The sequence below is a fragment of the Paraburkholderia sp. RL17-381-BIF-C genome (genome assembly GCF_046026435.1).
Lineage (GTDB): Bacteria > Pseudomonadota > Gammaproteobacteria > Burkholderiales > Burkholderiaceae > Paraburkholderia.
Window position 1 is genome coordinate 1 of record NZ_JARESX010000037.1, and the last position, 17508, is coordinate 17508.

Sequence of the window (17508 nt, forward strand, 5' to 3'; positions counted from 1 at the left end):
CGCAACCGGATTACAGCGGTTTGTCGTACATATAGCGGCGCGACCACGGCAGGGTTTTCGCGCTGCGGCCGGCTTTGCGGCACACCACCTGGTAGATCGAGACGTCGTCGTTTTCGAACGCGTAGGCGCAACCCGCCAGATACACGCGCCAGATACGGAATTTCTCGTCGTCGACCAGCTTGCGAGCTTCTTCCGCATGCGTTTCGAAATTTTCCGCCCAGATGTTCAGCGTGTGCGCATAGTGACGGCGCAGGCTTTCGACGTCAACCGCTTCGAGCCCGCCGCGCTGCATGGCTTCGAGTGCGAGGCTGATATGCGGCAGCTCGCCGTCGGGGAACACATAGCGGTCGATGAATTCGCCGCCGCCGAGCGCGGTCTCACCGCTGTCCGAATCGCTCGAGGTAATGCCGTGATTCATGGCGACGCCGTCGTCGACCAGCAGATCGCGGATTTTCTCGAAGTAGCCCGGCAGATTCTTGCGGCCCACGTGCTCGAACATGCCGACGCTCGTAATGCGATCGAACTGCCCCTGCACGTCGCGGTAATCCTGCAGACGAATCTCGATCTGGCTTTCCAGGCCCGCGGCTTTCACGCGCGCGGTGGCAAGGTCGAACTGGTTCTGCGAGAGCGTCACGCCCACACACTTCGCGCCGAACTTCTGCGCCGCGCGCAAAACGAGCGCGCCCCAGCCGCAGCCGATATCGAGCAGGCGCTGCCCCGGTTGCAACTGGATCTTGGTGAGGATGTGGTCGATCTTCTTGATCTGCGCGGTGGCGAGATCTTCGTCGCCGTTCTCGAAGTACGCGCACGAGTACACCATGTTCTCGTCGAGCCACAACCTGTAGAACTCGTTCGAGACGTCGTAGTGATACTCGATCGCCTTCTTGTCCGACGCCTTCGAATGATTGAAGTAGCGCCGCACGCGCGCCAGCTTGCCCGCGGTCGTGACGGTATTGCGCGCCAATTCGTAGCTGACATTGATGATGTCCGACAGCTTGCCCTCGATGTCGATCTTGCCTTTCACGTACGCCTCACCGAGATTGTCGAGGCTCGGTTCGAGCAGATAGGGCAGCGCCGTGGCGCTTTTGACATGTAGCGTGACCTGAGGCGCGGCGAACTGCCCGAAGTCGTGTTGCTGACCGTCCCAGAGCACGAGGCGCGCCGGAACATTAGCTTTGGTTTTTACATCTTCCACCCACTGCGCCAGCTTCTTCTCCCAGAACATGTGATCTCTCCGTGTCCGTTGAATTAAAGCAAAGCTTGTGTGGATTGCAGCTCGATGCGGCGCAGCTCCCATGCCGCGAGATGCCATCCGGCCGGCGCGCGCTGCTGCGTTGGCAGCGCACTTGCCGGCGTTGTATTCCAATTCAGGGCGACAGGCGGGAGATTTGCCAGTCGCTATGTTCGTTCGAACGAGTGTAGAGCAAACGGTCGTGAAGACGTGATGGCCGGCCCTGCCAGAACTCGATTGCTTCGGGCACCAAACGATAGCCGCCCCAATGTGGCGGACGCGGCGGTTGGTCGCCGTATTGCAGGCTGAATTCGCGTTCGCGCGTTTCGAGCTGCGAACGGCTTTCAATTGGCTGACTTTGATTCGATGCCCACGCGCCGATACGCGAACCGAGCGGACGCGACGCGAAGTACCCGTCGCTTTCTTCCGCGCTGGTTTTGACGATGCGCCCCTCGACGCGTACCTGCCGCTCCAGTTCGATCCAGTAGAACAGCAGGCTTGCGTAAGGATTGGCCGCCAGTTCGCGGCCTTTACGGCTTTCGTAATTGGTGAAGAACACAAAGCCACGCTCGTCGACGCCTTTGATCAACACGATGCGCGCCGAGGGCCGGCCGCGCGAGTCGACCGTCGCCACCGTCATGGTGTTCGGTTCGGGCAGTTGAGCGTCCACGGCCTGTTTAAACCACGTATCGAATTGACGAAACGGGTTGCGGTCGACATCGCCGACGTCCAGAGAACCCAGCGAATAGTTTTTTCGAAGTTCGGCGAGTGAGGTCATGTTCTTATGCGAACGCTACAGTTTAACCAGTATAGCCAAGGCGCTAATTTTTTGCGCGCAGCCAAGTCAAGGTCTAGCGTGGTGAGCGGAGCATGCCGACGCGCCGCGAGCCTTTGAGTTGTTCTCTACCCGGCGATGCAACTTGGTGCGTTCAGGCAAAATACGGGGCTGCGTATGCATTCGCGTCGCCACCTTGTATTTTTGCCTGACCAACGAGCCCTGCCATCATGTCCAGCACCACCGCGCCATCCGATCTTACTACCAGCCTCGACGGGAGTGAAACCGCCGACCGCGCGCGGCGCTTCGGCGGCATTGCCCGCCTGTACGGCGCACCGGCGCTCGCCGCCTTCGAAGGCGCGCACGTGGCCGTGATCGGCATTGGCGGCGTGGGGTCGTGGGTGGCCGAGGCGCTCGCGCGCAGCGCGGTCGGCACGCTGACACTGATCGACCTCGACAACGTCGCCGAGAGCAACACTAACCGGCAGATCCACGCGCTCGACGGCAACTACGGGAAACCGAAGGTCGAAGCGATGGCGGAACGCATCGCGGCGATCAATCCGTTTTGCGACGTGCGGCTGATCGAAGACTTCGTCGAGCCGGACAATTTTGACGCCACCCTCGGCGGCGGCTTCGATTACGTGATCGATGCGATCGACAGCGTGCGCACCAAGACCGCGTTGATCGCATGGTGCGTGGAGAGGAAGCAGCCGTTGATCACGATTGGCGGCGCGGGTGGTCAACTCGATCCGACGCGCATTCGCATCGACGATCTCGCGCTGACGATCCAGGACCCGTTGCTGTCGAAAGTGCGCGGACAGTTGCGCAAGCAGCACGGTTTTCCGCGCGGGCCGAAGGCCAGGTTCAAGGTGAGCGCGGTGTATTCCGACGAACCGTTGATCTATCCGGAAGCCGCCGTCTGCGATATCGACGCGGAAGCCGAGCACGTGAGCACGTCGCCGGGACACACGGGACCGGTCGGTTTGAACTGCGCGGGATTTGGTTCGAGCGTGTGCGTGACGGCGAGCTTCGGTTTTGCCGCGGCCGCGCACGTGCTGCGGGCGTTGGCGAAGCAGGCGACAGCTTGAGGTGATTCACGTCGCGGCAAATGCCGCGGCGTCTTCAGGAATTGAGACCTGCAGGCATTCAGGCGCGGCACAGTGGCCACGCCCGAACACTGGTCAGGCGGATCAGTACAGCGCGGCGCTCAGCTTGCGCCGCCATTGCGCCACCAGCTCCGGCTGATGCGCGGCCAGATCGAACACCGACAGCATCGTCTTACGGCCGATATCGTCACGGAACGTGCGGTCGCGTTGCACGATCGCCAGCAGTTGTTCGAGCGCTTCCGCGTATTTGAGGCGGGCGATGAACGCGCTGGCCAGATCGAAGCGCGCTTCGAGATCGGTTGGGTCGGCGGCGACCTTGGCTTCCAGCGCGTCGGTCGGCGGCAAGTCCGCGGCGGCGTCTACCGCGTCGAGGCGCGTCTTGATCGCGTTGAAACGCGCGTCGATACCTTGCGTGGTTTTCGGCGATAGCAGATCGATTTCGTTGCGGACCTCGTCGATACGGTTGTCTTCGAGCAGCATTTCAATGCGGTCCATGCGTGCTTCGTCGAAACCCGGGTCGTAGGCGAGGGCGGCTTGCAGCGCGTCGTAGGCATCGTCGCGGCGGCCTTCGGCCAGTGCGGTTTGCGCCTCGAGGCGCGCGGCGTCAGCGCCCTGCGGCACGAGCCGCTCGATAAACTCGCGCAACTGGCCTTCAGGCAGCACGCCGACAAACTGATCGACCGGCTGTCCGTCAGCAAAGGCCATGACGTGCGGAATGCTGCGCACCTGGAAGTGCGCGGCCAGTTCCTGGTTTTCGTCTACGTTGACTTTCACCAGCTTCCATTTGCCGGCGGCTTCGGCTTCGAGCTTTTCGAGCATCGGGCCGAGAGTCTTGCACGGGCCGCACCAGGGCGCCCAGAAATCGACCAGCACGGGGGCCAGTGTCGACGCCGTGATGACGTCCTGTTCGAAAGTGGCCAGAGTGGTGTCCATTGCGTCCTCGTCGATAAAACGGTCTATTGATTATTTGGGGCCGAACGCCGCGGATTCAATGCGGGCCGAGCGCGCTTGCGCCGATTCTCGCTCAGTTGCGCTTACTTGCGCGCCTTGGCGATCATTTACGCTGGGGCAGCGGAATCCATTCGGTTTCGCCCGGCACCTTGCCCATTTCCTGATTGGTCCATGCGAGCTTCGCGGCTTCGATTTTCTCGCGCGAACTGGCGACGAAATTCCACTCGATAAAGCGCTCGCCCTCCAGCTTCTCGCCGCCGAGCAGCATGACGCGCGCGCCGTGGGTGCTCGCCAGCGTGACCGTTTCGTCGAGCGCAAGCACGGCCATCTGGCCGACTTCGAGCGGCGTGCCGTCGATTTCCAGATCGCCGTCCACGAGATAGACGCCGCGTTCCTCGTGCTCCGGTTCGAGCGCGAAGGCGCCGCCCGGCGCGAATTCGCCGGCGACATACAGCGTGCCCGAAAACGTCGCGACCGGCGAGGTCGCGCCGAACGCCGTGCCCGCGATCACCCGCAGCGTCACGCCGTTGCGCTCGACCACCGGCAGCGTGTCCGCCGCGTGATGGGCGAACGATGGCTCGATCTCTTCGTCTTCGAGCGGCAGCGCGACCCACGTCTGAATGCCGTGCATGGTCAGGCCGCTCGCGCGGTCCTCTTCCGGCGTGCGCTCGGAGTGGACGATACCGCGCCCAGCCGTCATCCAGTTGACGTCGCCGGGGACGATCTTCTGCGCCGAGCCGAGGCTGTCGCGATGCATGATCGCGCCTTCGAACAGATAGGTCACCGTGGCAAGGCCGATATGCGGATGCGGGCGCACGTCGAGGCCGACACCGGGTTCCAGGGTGGCCGGGCCCATATGGTCGAAGAAGATGAACGGACCGATCAGACGCGCCGCCATGGCCGGCAGCACGCGCCGCACGGTCAGACTGCCGACGTCGCGCAGGTGCGGCTTGAGGACTGCTTTGATCGAGGAAGACATGGGCAGACTCGGCTGGGAAGGTGGGAGGAAATTTTTGCTGAATGGACGATTCTACTGCGGAGGACGCAATGATGAGGGCTGAGCGCCATGTCGACGCTCCGGGAATCCGTAGCGCGGCCCGTCGCTTGCCGTTGCCGGCTCCGCTAAACTGCCGGATCGAACAATCAATTGGAGACCGGGATGTCGCCCAAGGATTTGCTGCTCGCGCTGGTTGTCGTCGTGGCGTGGGGCGTCAACTTCGTCGTGATCAAGGTCGGCCTGCATGGCGTGCCGCCCATGCTGCTCGGCGCGCTGCGCTTCACGCTCGCCGCGGTGCCGGCGGTGTTTTTCATCAAACGGCCCAACCTGCCGTGGCGCTGGCTGCTCGCGTACGGCGCGACGATTTCATTCGGGCAGTTCGCTTTTCTGTTCTCGGCCATGTATGTCGGCATGCCGGCCGGACTCGCTTCGCTGGTGTTGCAGGCGCAGGCGTTTTTTACGCTGATATTCGCGGCCATCTTCCTGCATGAGCGGTTCCGCTTGCCGAATGTCGTGGGTTTGGTGATCGCGGCGGGCGGGCTTGCCGTGATCGGACTGCAAGGCGGCCACGCCATGACGCTGGCCGGATTTGTCCTCACATTGTGCGCCGCGTGCTCGTGGGCGCTGGGCAACATCGTCACGAAGAAGGTCGGCAAGGTCGATCTCGTCGGACTCGTGGTGTGGGGCAGCCTGATTCCGCCGCTGCCGTTTTTCGCGCTGTCGTATGCGTTCGAGGGGCCGCAGCGGATCGTCGCGGCGCTTTCTGGCATCAGCGCGATGTCGATCTTCGCCATCGTGTATCTCGCGTTCATCGCCACGCTGATCGGCTACGGATTGTGGAGCCGCCTGCTGTCGCGCTATCCGGCAAGCCAGGTCGCGCCGTTTTCGCTGCTGGTGCCGATCGTCGGGCTCGCGTCGGCTTCGCTGTTTCTCGACGAGCAACTGTCCGCGGCGCAGATCGCCGGCGCTTTGCTGGTGATGGCAGGGTTGGCCGTGAACGTGTTCGGCGGCTGGGTCATGCAGCGGTTTTTACCGGCGCGCCGGGCAACCGGCGCGTCCGATTGAGGACGAAAAAGCGGACGAAAATGCGGACAAAAAGACGCGGACGATAAAACGCAAACCAGAGCGCGCACAGCGCCGACAACCACACCACCAACGAAACTACGGCCGCATCGAGCGGCCGTGTTTCATTGCATCGTTGCAAGCGAAAGCATCACGTCATGCGGTTCTTCGCGAGCGGCGGATTCGCCGCGAAATAGCGCTTGATGCCGGTCATGATCGCATCGGCCATCTTGTCGCGATACGCGTCGTCGTTCAGGCGGCGCTCTTCGTCCGGGTTGCTGATGAAGGCGGTTTCCACGAGGATCGACGGAATGTCCGGCGCCTTCAGCACCGCGAACCCCGCCTGTTCGACCGAGCCCTTGTGCAGCTTGTTGATGCCGCCAATTTCCTTCAGCACGAAGTTGCCGTAGCGCATCGAGTCGCGAATCTGCGCGGTAGTGGACATATCGAACAGTGCGCGGTTGACGGTGGCGTCGGCGGACTTGATATTGATCCCGCCGATCTCATCCGACGAGTTCTCCTTGTTCGCCATCCAGCGCGCCGCGGCGCTCGACGCGCCATGCTCGGACAGCGCGAACACCGACGAGCCCTTGGCGTCGGGCGTGGTGAACGCGTCGGCGTGGATCGATACGAACAGGTCCGCGCCGACGCGGCGCGCTTTCTGCACACGTACGTTCAGCGGCACGAAGAAGTCGGCGTCGCGCGTCATCATGGAGCGCATGTTCGGTTGCGCGTCGATCTTCGCGCGCAGCTTCTTGGCGATGTCGAGCGCGACGTGTTTCTCGTAGGTGCCCGAGCCGCCGATCGCGCCCGGGTCTTCGCCGCCGTGACCCGGGTCGATCGCGACAGTCAGCAAACGCACCGTGTTGCTCTTGCCGGATTTTGGCGTGGTGAATGCGTAGGTATCGTCGCTGCTGGCATCGTCCGCGCCCAGCGTGCTGGCGCTGTTGCCGCTATTGCCTTTATTGCGCGCGATGGCCGTGGACGGCGCCGGCGGCGTGGCGGGCTTGCCGACGATCGGCGGTGCAGGCGTTGGCGTGACATGCACAGGCGGACGCGGCACGTTCGGCGTGGACCCGCTGCCGCCGTTCTGCGCGTAACGCTCGAAGAATGCCTCGCTGTTGTCGGCGGCGGGCGGCGTGGTGCCCGGACCGCTCAAGGTGGCGGGCGGTGGCGCGGCGTTCTGGTCGTTCAGCGTCTGCTGCTTGCGTTCTGTCTGCGCGAGCAGATCCATCAATGGATCGGGCGCGACCGCGGGATACAGGTCGAACACGAGCCGGTATTTGTATGCGCCGACCGGTGGCAGCGTGAACACCTGCGGCTTCACCGAGCCCTTCAGGTCGAACACCATGCGCACCACATGCGGCTGATATTGCCCCACACGCACCGATTGAATTTGCGGATCGTTCGGTGTGATTTTCGACACGAGGTCCTTGAGCGCCTGATCCAGATCGAGGCCGCTCAGATCGACCACCAGCCGGTCAGGTCCCTGCAGCAACTGCTGGGCGTTCTGCAAAGGTTGATCGGATTCGATCGTGACGCGCGTGTAGTCGCGCGCGGGCCAGACCCGCACGCCGAGCACCGAGCTGGCCCACGCAAGACGCGGCGCGACGAGGCCGAGCACGAGCGTGGACGCACCCGCGCGCAGAATCTGCCGGCGCCGCCAGTTATGCGTTGCGGTAGCCGCCGATTCGATCGAGCGGAACGGTTTGATCAACATCTTTCGAGACATGCCTTTCCTGGTTCGCTGTATGCCCGTGCGACGAGTACACGGCCGTCGCCTTGGTTCTCATTGTCGAGGTCGAGCGAGAAGACGAGATCCGGCACGCCTAAGAGACGCCCTGCGCGTTGCGGCCATTCGACGAGGCAGACGGCGCCGCTGTCGAAGTACTCGCGAAAGCCCGCGTCGGCCCATTCGGCCGGATCGGTGAATCTGTACAGATCGAAGTGATAGAGCGCGAGTTCCCCGCTGGGGCGTTCGAGCACGTAGGGTTCGACGAGTGTGTAGGTAGGACTGCGCACGCGGCCGGTGTGGCCGAGGCCGCGCAAGGTGGCGCGCACGAGGGTGGTTTTGCCGGCGCCAAGATCGCCGACGAGTTGCACTTGCAGCCCGTGGAATGCCGTGTTGTCTTGAACGCCCGGCGCGTGTTGCGACGCTTCACGCACGCTTTCAATCGCCTTCGCGAAGCGCTCGCCGAATGCGAGTGTGGCGGCTTCGTCCGCGAGCGCGAAGGTGCGTTCGAGCAGGACATTGGCGGGCGGTTGGATCGCGAGATCGGGATTGTCAGGCATTCTCGTAAAATGGCGTGATGAACCGAAGTCCGGAGTCCCCTGTTTCCTGCCCGCCTGCGTCTGACGACGATGCGCGTGCCGAGCGTCATTTCGATGAAACGGCGCTGAATGCGCTCGCGCTGAACATCAAAACGTGGGGCCGTGAACTGGGTTTCGGAGCAATCGGCATTAGCGACACCGATCTCTCCGCGGCCGAAGCGCCGCTTGCAGCCTGGCTGGAAGCGGGGTGCCACGGCGAGATGGATTATATGGCGAAACACGGCATGAAACGCGCGCGGCCCGCCGAGCTTGTGGCCGGCACGCGACGTGTGATTACCGCGCGCATCGCTTATTTGCCCGCTCAGACACTGAGCGGAAAGGCGCCCGAAAGCGCTTTGCATGACGGCCCGCTGATGCAGGACAGCCGGGACTGGCGCGCAGCCGAGCATGCGCGGCTCGCGGACCCGTCGGCGGCGGTGGTGTCGATCTATGCGCGCGGCCGCGACTATCACAAGGTCATGCGTAACCGTCTGCAACATCTCGCCGAAAAAATCGAGGCGGAGATCGGCGCATTTGGCTACCGCGTATTTACCGATTCGGCGCCGGTGCTGGAGGTAGAACTTGCCCAGAAGGCCGGCATCGGCTGGCGCGGCAAGCACACGCTGCTGTTGCAGCGCGACGCCGGGTCGCTGTTTTTTCTCGGCGAAATCTATGTCGATGTGCCGTTGCCGACGGATGCCGAAACCTCGCCCGAGGTCGCGCCCGAAACGCCGGGCTCGCACTGCGGCAGTTGCACACGTTGCCTCGGCGCCTGTCCGACCGGCGCGATCGTCGCGCCTTACAAGGTCGATGCGCGTTTGTGCATCTCCTATCTGACGATCGAATTGAAGGGCAGCATTCCGCTGGAAATGCGTCCGCTGATCGGCAATCGCGTGTACGGTTGCGACGATTGTCAGCTCGTGTGCCCATGGAACAAGTTCGCACAGGCCGCGCCGGTCGCCGATTTCGACGTGCGGCATGGACTAGATCGCGCGTCGCTTGTCGAGCTTTTCTCGTGGAGCGCGGACGAGTTCGATACGCGCATGCAGGGCAGTGCGATTCGCCGGATCGGCTATGAGAGCTGGCTGCGCAATCTCGCGGTGGGCATGGGCAACGCGCTGCGTGCGTCGCGCGATACTTTGAGCGAGCCGGCGCGCGAGGCGATCGTGCAGGCGCTGAAATCGCGGGCCGGCGACGCTTCGGCCGTTGTGCGCGAGCATGTGGAATGGGCGTTGGAAGCGGCGTAAAGTAGCGGCACACTATTGGGTTCGGCGTGTGCAGCGTGACGCACGACATGCTAGTGCGCCAACCTTGCAAATCGGAGCGCCGCGCCAGCAAGGAGCAGGCAATCATGTTCAACGCAGTGATCGATGCGCCGTTCGGCAAGGTCGGCATCCGTCTCGAAAACGAGGCCGTGCGCGAGATCGTCTATCTGCCGGATTCCATGCAAAGCGTCGCGCCCGACACGCCGTTGGCGAGGCGGGCGGCCGAACAGATCGAACGGTATTTCGAACGTGCTTCGGCGAAATTCGAGTTGCCGCTTGCCCCGGTCGGCACCGCATTTCAGAAGCGCGTCTGGCAGGCCATCAGCGACATTGCGCCAGGCGTCGTGCTGACCTATGGGCAATTGGCGAGGCAACTCGGCAGCGCGCCGCGCGCGGTCGGTCAGGCGTGCGGCGCGAATTACTTTCCGATCGTGATTCCCTGCCATCGGGTGGTAAGTTCGAGCGGCATCGGCGGTTTTGCGAATCACGCCGAAGATGGTTTCTTCCGCAACGTCAAGCGCTGGCTGCTGGCGCATGAAGGCATTCTCTACGCATGAGCGATACCTTGATCGACGACGCGCCCGCCGCGTCCCCTCTCTTTGTTGCAAGCTCGGCATCGATCGATGCGTTCTGCGACGCACTGTGGCTCGAACATGGCCTGTCGCGCAACACGCTCGACGCATACCGCCGCGATCTGCGTCTCTTTTGCGAATGGCTCGCGCAGAGCCGCGACGCTTCACTCGACACCGCGAGCGAAGCCGATCTGAACGCGTATAGCGCTGCACGCCAGAAGGACAAATCGACTTCGGCGAACCGGCGGCTTTCGGTGTTTCGCCGCTACTACGGTTGGGCCGTGCGCGAGCATCGCACGAAGGTCGACCCGACGGTGCGCATCCGCTCGGCGAAACAGCCGCCGCGTTTTCCGTCGACGCTCACCGAAGCGCAAGTCGAAGCACTGCTCGGCGCGCCCGACATCGATACGCCTTTGGGCCTGCGTGATCGCACGATGCTTGAACTGATGTATGCGAGCGGTTTGCGCGTGACCGAACTGGTCACGCTGAAAACCGTGGAAGTGGGACTGAACGAGGGCGTGGTCCGTGTGATGGGCAAGGGCTCGAAGGAGCGCCTGATTCCGTTCGGCGAAGAGGCGCATGGCTGGATCGAACGCTATCTGCGCGAGGCGCGGCCCGGGTTGCTCGGCGCGCGCGCAACAGATGCACTGTTCGTGACGAACCGTGCGGAGGGCATGACGCGCCAGCAGTTCTGGAACATCATCAAACGCCACGCGTTGGCGGCCGGTGTGAATGCACCTTTGTCGCCGCATACGTTGCGGCACGCGTTCGCCACGCATCTGCTCAATCACGGCGCCGATTTGCGTGTCGTGCAACTGCTGCTCGGCCACACGGATATTTCGACCACGCAGATCTACACGCACGTGGCCCGCGAACGGTTGAAGTCACTGCATGCGCAGCATCATCCGCGAGGGTGATTTGCGTTTCGCCTGGCTTGGCTCTCGTTCAGAGAAACTCGCGCAGCCGATGCTTCAGAATCTTGCCGGTTGATGCAGCCGGCAACACGGCGAGTACCTTGACTTCGGCAGGCCGCTTGTACGGCGCGAGACGCTCGCCGCACCAGTCGATCAATTCGGCGGGCGTGACGTCCGCGCCGGCCATCAACTCGACGAACGCCACCACTTCCTCGTTGCCTTCCACCGCGCGCCCGACCACCGCCGACTGCACGACCTGCGGATGCGCGTTCAACACATGCTCGACCTCGGCCGGATACACATTGAACCCCGAGCGGATGATCAACTCCTTGCTGCGCCCGACGATATGCAAGGCGCCGTCCGCGTCCTGGCGCGCGAGATCGCCGGTTTTGAGCCAGCCGTCTTCGGTCACGACCGCACGCGTCTGCTCGGGGCTGCGGTAGTAGCCGAGCATCACGTTCGGACCGCGCACCCATAGCTCGCCGATCTCGCCTTTCGCGGCATCGACACCGTCGAGTCCCACGAAACGCACCTCGACGCCCGGAATGACCTCGCCGACCGAGCAGTCGCTGCGCGGCGCGTCGAGCATGGTGTGCGACACGGTCGGGCTGCTCTCGGTCATGCCGTAGCCGTTGTGCAGCGGCAGACCGTAGACGCTCTCCACCTGCGCTTTCAGCGCGGCGTCGAGCGGCGAGCCGCCGGAATACGCGAAGCGCAATTGCGGCGCGGACCACGAGTGGCCGTGCGTGTGCAGATGCTCGAGCAATTTGGCGTGCATGGCGGGCACACCCTGGAAGATCGATACGCGTTCTTCGGCGAGAGCGCGGCGCACGGCTTCCGGCGCGAAGCGCGGCACGAGCCGCAAAGTTGCGCCTGCGTGCAGGCTGCCCAGGCACACCGACGCGAAGCCATAGACATGCGAAATCGGCAGCACGGCATAAACGACATCGTCCGGGCCGACTTTGCGCAGGCGGCTCGAGATTGCGGCAATGAAGAGCAAATTGTGATGCGAGAGCATCACGCCCTTCGGTGCGCCGGTCGTGCCGGTGGTGTAAATCAGCGCGGCGCATTGGCGGTGGTTTTCGGCTTCGACCGGTTCGGCTATCGCCGCGTTGTCCACGGTGTAGGACCACGCGCCGATATCTGGCGTGATGGCCGGCGCCGCGCTGGCTTGATGCCGCTGCGCGTGCTGCTGGGCATCGGTCGAACTTTCGGTGGCGTAGGCGACCACGCGAGGCTGCGCATGAGCGCGGATCGAATCGAGTTCGCCCGCCGACAGGCGCGCGTTCGACACCAGCGCCCACGCGTCGAGCCTCGCGGCTGCGAACAGCAGGACGATCTGCGCGATGCTGTTCTCCGCGACGATCATTACGCGATCGCCGCCACGCACGCCCCATTCGCGCAGCAGCGCGGTAGCGGCGTCCACTGCTTGCAGCAGTTGCGCGCTGCTCAAACGGCGCGCATCCTCGATCAAGGCGATATGCTGCGGATCGCGCGCGGCGGCGAGCGCCGGAATGTCGGCGATACGCGCGGGCAGGGCGGCCAGCAGCGCGGGGATGTCGATCGTGGAACGGGGGGATGAATCTGGGTTCAACGCTGTCTCCTTGGAACGGCACGTTGCCCGGCGTGCGGTGCGCCGGAATATTTTCGAACGATCGTGCCATAATCGCCGGTCCCGCACAATTGACCATTCAGCAAATAGCCGTTGCGGAAAGTCGCCATTACAATGCGCCGATGAGCAAATCCCGACACGTCTCCGAAACGCCAGCCACGCAGTTTCTGCGCCGCCACGGCGTCACTTTCGGCGAACATCCTTATGATTATGTCGAGCATGGCGGCACCGGAGAATCGGCACGTCAGCTCGGCGTGGACGAACATCACGTCGTGAAGACGCTGGTCATGGAAGACGAGCACGCCAAGCCGCTGATCGTGCTGATGCACGGCGACCGCACCGTCAGCACCAAGAACCTCGCGCGGCAGATTGGCGCGAAGCGCGTCGAGCCGTGCAAGCCTGAAGTGGCGAACCGGCATTCCGGCTACCTGATCGGCGGCACCTCGCCGTTCGGCACGAAGAAGCAGATGCCGGTGTATGTCGAGTCGAGCATTCTCGAGATGGACAAGATCTGGTTGAACGGCGGGCGGCGCGGTTTCCTGGTCAGCATCGAGCCGAAGGTGTTGACGGCGTTGCTGGCGGCAAAGGCGGTTCAGTGCGCGAGCGTCGATTGACGTTTGCCTGAATGTTTTCCGGGCGCGCCCGTTCGGTAGAATGTGCGCCGCTTTGTTCCGAGTTGCGCGCCCTGTTGCGGTTGGGGTATCGAGTTTCAGACCGCCGATCCTTATAAGAGTCCCAGATGCAAAACCTGATCGTTGCTGTCGTTGCCTACCTGATCGGTTCGGTGTCGTTTGCCGTGATCGTGAGCGCCGCGATGGGCCTCGACGACCCCCGCTCCTATGGCTCGGGCAACCCGGGCGCCACCAACGTGCTGCGCAGCGGCAGCAAGAAGGCCGCGATTCTCACGCTGATCGGCGACGCGTTCAAGGGCTGGCTGCCGGTGTGGTTCGTCGTGCATTTCGGCGCGCGCTATGGGCTCGACGAGACTTCGGTGGCGATTGCGTCGGTTGCCGTGTTTCTCGGTCACCTGTACCCGGTTTTCTTCCGCTTCAAAGGCGGCAAGGGCGTGGCGACCGCGGCGGGCGTGCTGCTCGCGATCAATCCGATCCTCGGCGTGGCGACCCTGCTGACCTGGCTGATCGTGGCGTTCTTCACGCGCTATTCGTCGCTGGCGGCACTGGCCGCGGCGGTATTCGCGCCGATCTTCGACGGTTTCCTGTTCGGGCCGCATATCATCGCGCTGGCGATCGTCGTGATGAGTTCGCTGCTGGTGTGGCGCCATCGCGGCAACATCGCCAAGCTGATGCGCGGGCAGGAGAGCCGCATTGGCGACAAGAAGAAGGCGGATGCGGCGGCAAAGCCGGCGGCGGGGAGCGACGTCTGACGGGTTGATGCATTGGCGCGCGGCGTTCGCGCGCCGAAGCATCAGTCGCGGAAGTTATTGAAGTCGAGCGGCGTGTCCGTCACGTCCTTGCGCAGCATGGCGATCACGCTTTGCAGGTCGTCGCGCTTGCCGCCGGTGATGCGCACCGCGTCGCCCTGAATGCTCGCCTGGACCTTGATCTTGCTGTCCTTCACGAGGCGCACGATTTTCTTCGACAGATCGCCCGACACGCCTTTCTTGATCTTGATGACCTGCTTGACCTTGTCGCCGCCGATCTTCTCGATCTTGCCGTAGTCGAGGAAGCGCACGTCCACGTTGCGCTTGGCCATTTTCGACAGCAGCACGTCTTTTACCTGGCCGAGTTTGAAATCATCGTCCGCGTAGGCCGTGATTTCGTTTTCCTTGTGTTCGACGCGCGCGTCCGACCCTTTGAAGTCGAAGCGCGTTGAAATTTCCTTGTTGGACTGCTCGATCGCGTTCTTGACTTCGATCATGTTCGCTTCGCAGACGACGTCAAACGATGGCATTGCTTTCTCCCAATAGTGCTGCGGTGCGCGACGCAGCCGGCCGGCTGCTCATGAGGCACTCGCTATAATCACGGACCGGACGTCATTTTACCGACGCCGCTCCCTTTTGCCCAAGGCCGCCGCGCATTGCCGCGCAGCCCGGGTCCGAAGCCGTTTTCATAGGCTGCTTATTTCGTCGTTTCATTCGTCGTTTCACTGTTCTCATTCCGATGTCCCACTCCGAATCTGCCGCGTTCGTTGCCGGCTATCCGCTGAAGCCGCACAACACCTTCGGCTTCGATGTTCGCGCGCAGTTTGCGTGCCGCATCGAGCGAGAAGAGCAATTGATGGCCGCGGTGCGTGATCCGCGCGCAGCCGGGCTGCCGCGCCTCGTGCTCGGCGGCGGCAGCAATGTCGTGCTGACCGGCGACTTTGGCGGCCTGGTGTTGCTGGTCGCGCTGCGGGGCCGCCGCGTGGTACGTGAAGACGATCATGCATGGTACGTCGAAGCGGCCGGCGGCGAGCCGTGGCATGAGTTTGTGGCCTGGACTTTGTCGCAAGGCATGGCTGGCCTCGAGAACCTCGCGCTGATTCCGGGCACGGTGGGCGCGGCGCCGATCCAGAACATCGGCGCGTACGGGTTGGAGATGTGCGAGCGTTTCGCGTCGCTGCGCGCGGTGGAGCTGGCCACGGGCGCCGTGGTCGAGCTGGACGCGCAGGCTTGCCGCTTCGGCTATCGCGACAGTTTTTTCAAGCGGGAAGGGCGCGAGCGTTTCGTGATTACGTCGGTGACGTTCCGTTTGCCGAAGGTCTGGCAGCCGCGCGCCGGGTATGCGGATCTCGCTCGCGAACTGGCCGCGAACGGCCACGCCGATACGCCGCCGACCGCGCAGGCTATCTTCGATGCGGTGGTGGCGGTGCGGCGCGCCAAGCTGCCCGATCCGCTGGAGCTCGGCAATGCCGGCAGCTTCTTCAAGAATCCTGTGGTCGAGGCGGCGCAGTTCGAGGCGCTGAAGCTCCGGGAGCCGGAAGTCGTGTCCTATGTGCAGCCGGATGGCCGGGTGAAGCTTGCCGCGGGCTGGCTGATCGATCGATGCGGCTGGAAAGGTCGCGCGATGGGCGCGGCGGCCGTGCACGAACGGCAGGCGCTGGTGCTGGTGAATCGCGGCGGCGCGAGCGGCGCGGAGGTGTTGGCGCTGGCGAAGGCGATTCAGCGCGATGTGCTGGAGAGGTTTGGGGTGGAGCTGGAGGCGGAGCCGGTTTGTTTGTGATGGGTTGAGTCGGGTTGGTCGGTGCGGACGTGTTGATGCGGATGTGTTGGTGATAAAAAAGGCGCCGGGAGTTTCCTCCCGGCGCCTTTTTTGCGTTTGGCTTCGGCCGCGCCTTTCGGCGCTGAACTTCGCTAGCGCGAAGTTAGCCTGCTGCCAAGCCGTGCTTCATCAATCGCGCTGACGGCGAGCGTTTTCCGCAATCCGCATACGCAGTGCGTTCAGCTTGATGAACCCGCCAGCGTCGGCCTGGTTGTAAGCGCCGCCGTCGTCGTCGAAAGTGGCGATGGTCTTGTCGAACAGCGTTTCCTTCGAATCGCGCGCGACGACCGACACGCTGCCCTTGTACAGCTTCACGCGCACCCAGCCGTTGACCTTCTCTTGCGTATGGTCGATCAGCACCTGGAGCGCACGGCGCTCCGGGCTCCACCAGTAGCCGTTATAGATCAGCGCCGCGTAGCGGGGCATCAGGTCGTCTTTCAGGTGAGCCACTTCACGGTCGAGCGTGATCGACTCGATGCCGCGGTGCGCCTTCAGCATGATCGTGCCGCCCGGCGTTTCATAGCAGCCGCGCGACTTCATGCCGACGTAACGGTTTTCCACCAGATCCAGACGGCCAATGCCGTGCTTGCCGCCCAGGCGGTTCAGCTCGGTGAGCATTTCCGCGGCCGACAGACGCTTGCCGTTGATCGCAACCGGATCGCCGTGCTCGTACTCGATGTCGAGGTATTCAGCCTGGTCCGGCGCCTCTTCCGGCGACACGGTCCAACGCCACATATCGGCTTCCGCTTCCGCTTTCGGATCTTCCAGGTGACGACCTTCGAACGAAATGTGCAGCAGGTTCGCGTCCATCGAATACGGCGCGCCGCCTTGCTTGTGCTTCATTTCGATCGGAATGCCGGCCTTTTCGGCGTACGCGAGCAGCTTTTCACGCGACAGCAGATCCCATTCGCGCCACGGCGCGATGACCTTGATACCCGGTTCCAGCGCGTAGTAACCGAGTTCGAAGCGAACCTGGTCGTTGCCCTTGCCGGTTGCGCCGTGCGAGACCGCTTGCGCGCCGGTGGCGCGCGCGATTTCGATCTGACGCTTGGCGATCAGCGGACGCGCGATCGACGTGCCCAGCAGATACTCGCCTTCATAGATCGTGTTGGCGCGGAACATCGGGAACACGAAGTCACGCACGAACTCTTCGCGCAGGTCTTCGATAAAGATGTTTTCCGGCTTGATGCCGAGTTGCAGGGCCTTCTTGCGCGCCGGTTCCAGCTCTTCGCCCTGGCCGATGTCGGCCGTGAACGTGACGACTTCGGCGTCGTAATTGTCCTGCAACCACTTCAGGATGACGGAGGTGTCGAGGCCGCCCGAATAGGCGAGCACGACTTTCTTGATATCGCTCATGGTGAACTCGTAGCTGGAGAAAGCGGGAAAACAAGGCGCGCCGGCGGTCCCGGAGCGCGGAAAACCACTATTTTGACACTAAACCGCGGGTTGCCCGCGTTTTTGGGGCGATGCGGTGACGAAGCCGGGTCCGCTTGACGCAGTGGACGCCGGCTCG

17 protein-coding genes are annotated in these 17508 nt (G+C 63.3%); 8 read left to right on the forward strand and 9 right to left on the reverse strand.

The annotated features are described in order from the left end of the window. Window positions 1-10 precede the first annotated feature (10 nt). Together P0D70_RS22045 and pdxH are read right to left on the reverse strand one after the other, a co-directional pair. A complete protein-coding gene (locus P0D70_RS22045; RefSeq protein WP_091799516.1) occupies window positions 11-1225 on the reverse strand; it encodes a class I SAM-dependent methyltransferase in 1215 nt (404 codons plus the stop codon). Between the two features lie 142 nt (window positions 1226-1367). After that, window positions 1368-2009, reverse strand: coding sequence for a pyridoxamine 5'-phosphate oxidase (gene pdxH / locus P0D70_RS22050; RefSeq protein WP_091799519.1), 642 nt, complete (start codon window positions 2007-2009; stop codon window positions 1368-1370). A gap of 227 nt (window positions 2010-2236) precedes the next feature. On the opposite strand from pdxH, the gene tcdA reads away from it, so the two are divergent. Beyond that, window positions 2237-3094, forward strand: coding sequence for a tRNA cyclic N6-threonylcarbamoyladenosine(37) synthase TcdA (gene tcdA / locus P0D70_RS22055; protein ID WP_408186037.1), 858 nt, complete (start codon window positions 2237-2239; stop codon window positions 3092-3094). Between the two features lie 102 nt (window positions 3095-3196). On the opposite strand, the gene trxA is transcribed toward tcdA, so the two are convergent. Next, window positions 3197-4045, reverse strand: coding sequence for a thioredoxin (gene trxA, locus P0D70_RS22060; RefSeq protein ID WP_408186038.1), 849 nt, complete (start codon window positions 4043-4045; stop codon window positions 3197-3199). A 121-nt stretch (window positions 4046-4166) separates the two neighbouring features. Beyond that, entirely contained in the window at window positions 4167-5042 is an 876-nt protein-coding gene (locus P0D70_RS22065) for a pirin family protein (RefSeq protein ID WP_408186039.1), read from the reverse strand. A 180-nt stretch (window positions 5043-5222) separates the two neighbouring features. On the opposite strand from P0D70_RS22065, the gene P0D70_RS22070 reads away from it, so the two are divergent. Continuing rightward, window positions 5223-6125 (forward strand): EamA family transporter, encoded by a 903-nt coding sequence (locus P0D70_RS22070; protein WP_408186040.1) that lies wholly within the window; start codon window positions 5223-5225, stop codon window positions 6123-6125. 148 nt (window positions 6126-6273) lie between these two features. Here P0D70_RS22070 and P0D70_RS22075 read toward each other — a convergent pair whose 3' ends face one another. Together P0D70_RS22075 and tsaE are read right to left on the reverse strand one after the other, a co-directional pair. Further along, window positions 6274-7854: an N-acetylmuramoyl-L-alanine amidase gene (locus tag P0D70_RS22075; RefSeq protein ID WP_408186041.1), complete on the reverse strand. Its 1581-nt coding sequence runs from the start codon at window positions 7852-7854 to the stop codon at window positions 6274-6276. After that, window positions 7836-8414, reverse strand: a complete 579-nt coding sequence (gene tsaE, locus P0D70_RS22080) for a tRNA (adenosine(37)-N6)-threonylcarbamoyltransferase complex ATPase subunit type 1 TsaE (RefSeq protein WP_091799537.1) — start codon at window positions 8412-8414, stop codon at window positions 7836-7838. The genes P0D70_RS22075 and tsaE overlap by 19 nt, the downstream gene beginning before the upstream one ends. Window positions 8415-8431: 17 nt before the next feature. On the opposite strand from tsaE, the gene queG reads away from it, so the two are divergent. The 3 genes from queG to xerD all read left to right on the forward strand — a co-directional run bounded on the left by queG (window position 8432) and on the right by xerD (window position 11186). Further along, a complete protein-coding gene (queG, locus tag P0D70_RS22085; protein ID WP_408186042.1) occupies window positions 8432-9679 on the forward strand; it encodes a tRNA epoxyqueuosine(34) reductase QueG in 1248 nt (415 codons plus the stop codon). 104 nt (window positions 9680-9783) lie between these two features. Next, window positions 9784-10254, forward strand: coding sequence for a methylated-DNA--[protein]-cysteine S-methyltransferase (locus tag P0D70_RS22090; protein WP_408186043.1), 471 nt, complete (start codon window positions 9784-9786; stop codon window positions 10252-10254). Then, on the forward strand, window positions 10251-11186 hold the full coding sequence (gene xerD / locus P0D70_RS22095) for a site-specific tyrosine recombinase XerD (RefSeq protein ID WP_408186044.1): 936 nt from the start codon (window positions 10251-10253) through the stop codon (window positions 11184-11186). Before P0D70_RS22090 ends, xerD begins: the two co-directional genes overlap by 4 nt. Before the next feature lie 28 nt (window positions 11187-11214). Here the strand turns inward: xerD and P0D70_RS22100 are convergent, their stop codons facing one another. Further along, a complete protein-coding gene (locus P0D70_RS22100; RefSeq protein WP_408186045.1) occupies window positions 11215-12777 on the reverse strand; it encodes a class I adenylate-forming enzyme family protein in 1563 nt (520 codons plus the stop codon). A gap of 140 nt (window positions 12778-12917) precedes the next feature. Between P0D70_RS22100 and ybaK the strand changes: the two genes are divergently transcribed. Together ybaK and plsY are read left to right on the forward strand one after the other, a co-directional pair. Then, complete coding sequence (gene ybaK, locus P0D70_RS22105) at window positions 12918-13409, forward strand: Cys-tRNA(Pro) deacylase (protein WP_091799554.1); 492 nt, start codon at window positions 12918-12920, stop codon at window positions 13407-13409. Window positions 13410-13534: 125 nt separating this feature from the next. After that, entirely contained in the window at window positions 13535-14179 is a 645-nt protein-coding gene (gene plsY, locus P0D70_RS22110; RefSeq protein ID WP_408186046.1) for a glycerol-3-phosphate 1-O-acyltransferase PlsY, read from the forward strand. A gap of 41 nt (window positions 14180-14220) precedes the next feature. On the opposite strand, the gene P0D70_RS22115 is transcribed toward plsY, so the two are convergent. Beyond that, the gene (locus P0D70_RS22115; RefSeq protein WP_007180572.1) at window positions 14221-14706 is read right to left on the reverse strand and encodes a YajQ family cyclic di-GMP-binding protein; all 486 of its coding nucleotides are present in this window, start codon (window positions 14704-14706) and stop codon (window positions 14221-14223) included. 209 nt (window positions 14707-14915) lie between these two features. Here P0D70_RS22115 and murB point away from each other — a divergent pair, with 209 nt between their 5' ends. Further along, window positions 14916-15956: a UDP-N-acetylmuramate dehydrogenase gene (gene murB, locus P0D70_RS22120; RefSeq protein WP_408186047.1), complete on the forward strand. Its 1041-nt coding sequence runs from the start codon at window positions 14916-14918 to the stop codon at window positions 15954-15956. A 168-nt stretch (window positions 15957-16124) separates the two neighbouring features. Here murB and P0D70_RS22125 read toward each other — a convergent pair whose 3' ends face one another. Beyond that, complete coding sequence (locus tag P0D70_RS22125; protein ID WP_091799562.1) at window positions 16125-17351, reverse strand: argininosuccinate synthase; 1227 nt, start codon at window positions 17349-17351, stop codon at window positions 16125-16127. Window positions 17352-17508 lie beyond the last annotated feature (157 nt).

What these genes read in the sequence shown, in the direction of transcription:
- ybaK (WP_091799554.1), top strand. Translation starts at nt 12,918, where the DNA reads ATGAGCAAATCCCGACACGTCTCCGAAACGCCAGCCACGCAGTTTCTG.
- trxA (WP_408186038.1), bottom strand. Translation starts at nt 4,045, where the DNA reads ATGGACACCACTCTGGCCACTTTCGAACAGGACGTCATCACGGCGTCG.
- xerD (WP_408186044.1), top strand. Translation starts at nt 10,251, where the DNA reads ATGAGCGATACCTTGATCGACGACGCGCCCGCCGCGTCCCCTCTCTTT.
- murB (WP_408186047.1), top strand. Translation starts at nt 14,916, where the DNA reads ATGTCCCACTCCGAATCTGCCGCGTTCGTTGCCGGCTATCCGCTGAAG.
- P0D70_RS22065 (WP_408186039.1), bottom strand. Translation starts at nt 5,042, where the DNA reads ATGTCTTCCTCGATCAAAGCAGTCCTCAAGCCGCACCTGCGCGACGTC.
- queG (WP_408186042.1), top strand. Translation starts at nt 8,432, where the DNA reads ATGAACCGAAGTCCGGAGTCCCCTGTTTCCTGCCCGCCTGCGTCTGAC.
- pdxH (WP_091799519.1), bottom strand. Translation starts at nt 2,009, where the DNA reads ATGACCTCACTCGCCGAACTTCGAAAAAACTATTCGCTGGGTTCTCTG.
- tcdA (WP_408186037.1), top strand. Translation starts at nt 2,237, where the DNA reads ATGTCCAGCACCACCGCGCCATCCGATCTTACTACCAGCCTCGACGGG.
- P0D70_RS22075 (WP_408186041.1), bottom strand. Translation starts at nt 7,854, where the DNA reads ATGTCTCGAAAGATGTTGATCAAACCGTTCCGCTCGATCGAATCGGCG.
- P0D70_RS22090 (WP_408186043.1), top strand. Translation starts at nt 9,784, where the DNA reads ATGTTCAACGCAGTGATCGATGCGCCGTTCGGCAAGGTCGGCATCCGT.
- P0D70_RS22125 (WP_091799562.1), bottom strand. Translation starts at nt 17,351, where the DNA reads ATGAGCGATATCAAGAAAGTCGTGCTCGCCTATTCGGGCGGCCTCGAC.
- tsaE (WP_091799537.1), bottom strand. Translation starts at nt 8,414, where the DNA reads ATGCCTGACAATCCCGATCTCGCGATCCAACCGCCCGCCAATGTCCTG.
- plsY (WP_408186046.1), top strand. Translation starts at nt 13,535, where the DNA reads ATGCAAAACCTGATCGTTGCTGTCGTTGCCTACCTGATCGGTTCGGTG.
- P0D70_RS22115 (WP_007180572.1), bottom strand. Translation starts at nt 14,706, where the DNA reads ATGCCATCGTTTGACGTCGTCTGCGAAGCGAACATGATCGAAGTCAAG.
- P0D70_RS22045 (WP_091799516.1), bottom strand. Translation starts at nt 1,225, where the DNA reads ATGTTCTGGGAGAAGAAGCTGGCGCAGTGGGTGGAAGATGTAAAAACC.
- P0D70_RS22070 (WP_408186040.1), top strand. Translation starts at nt 5,223, where the DNA reads ATGTCGCCCAAGGATTTGCTGCTCGCGCTGGTTGTCGTCGTGGCGTGG.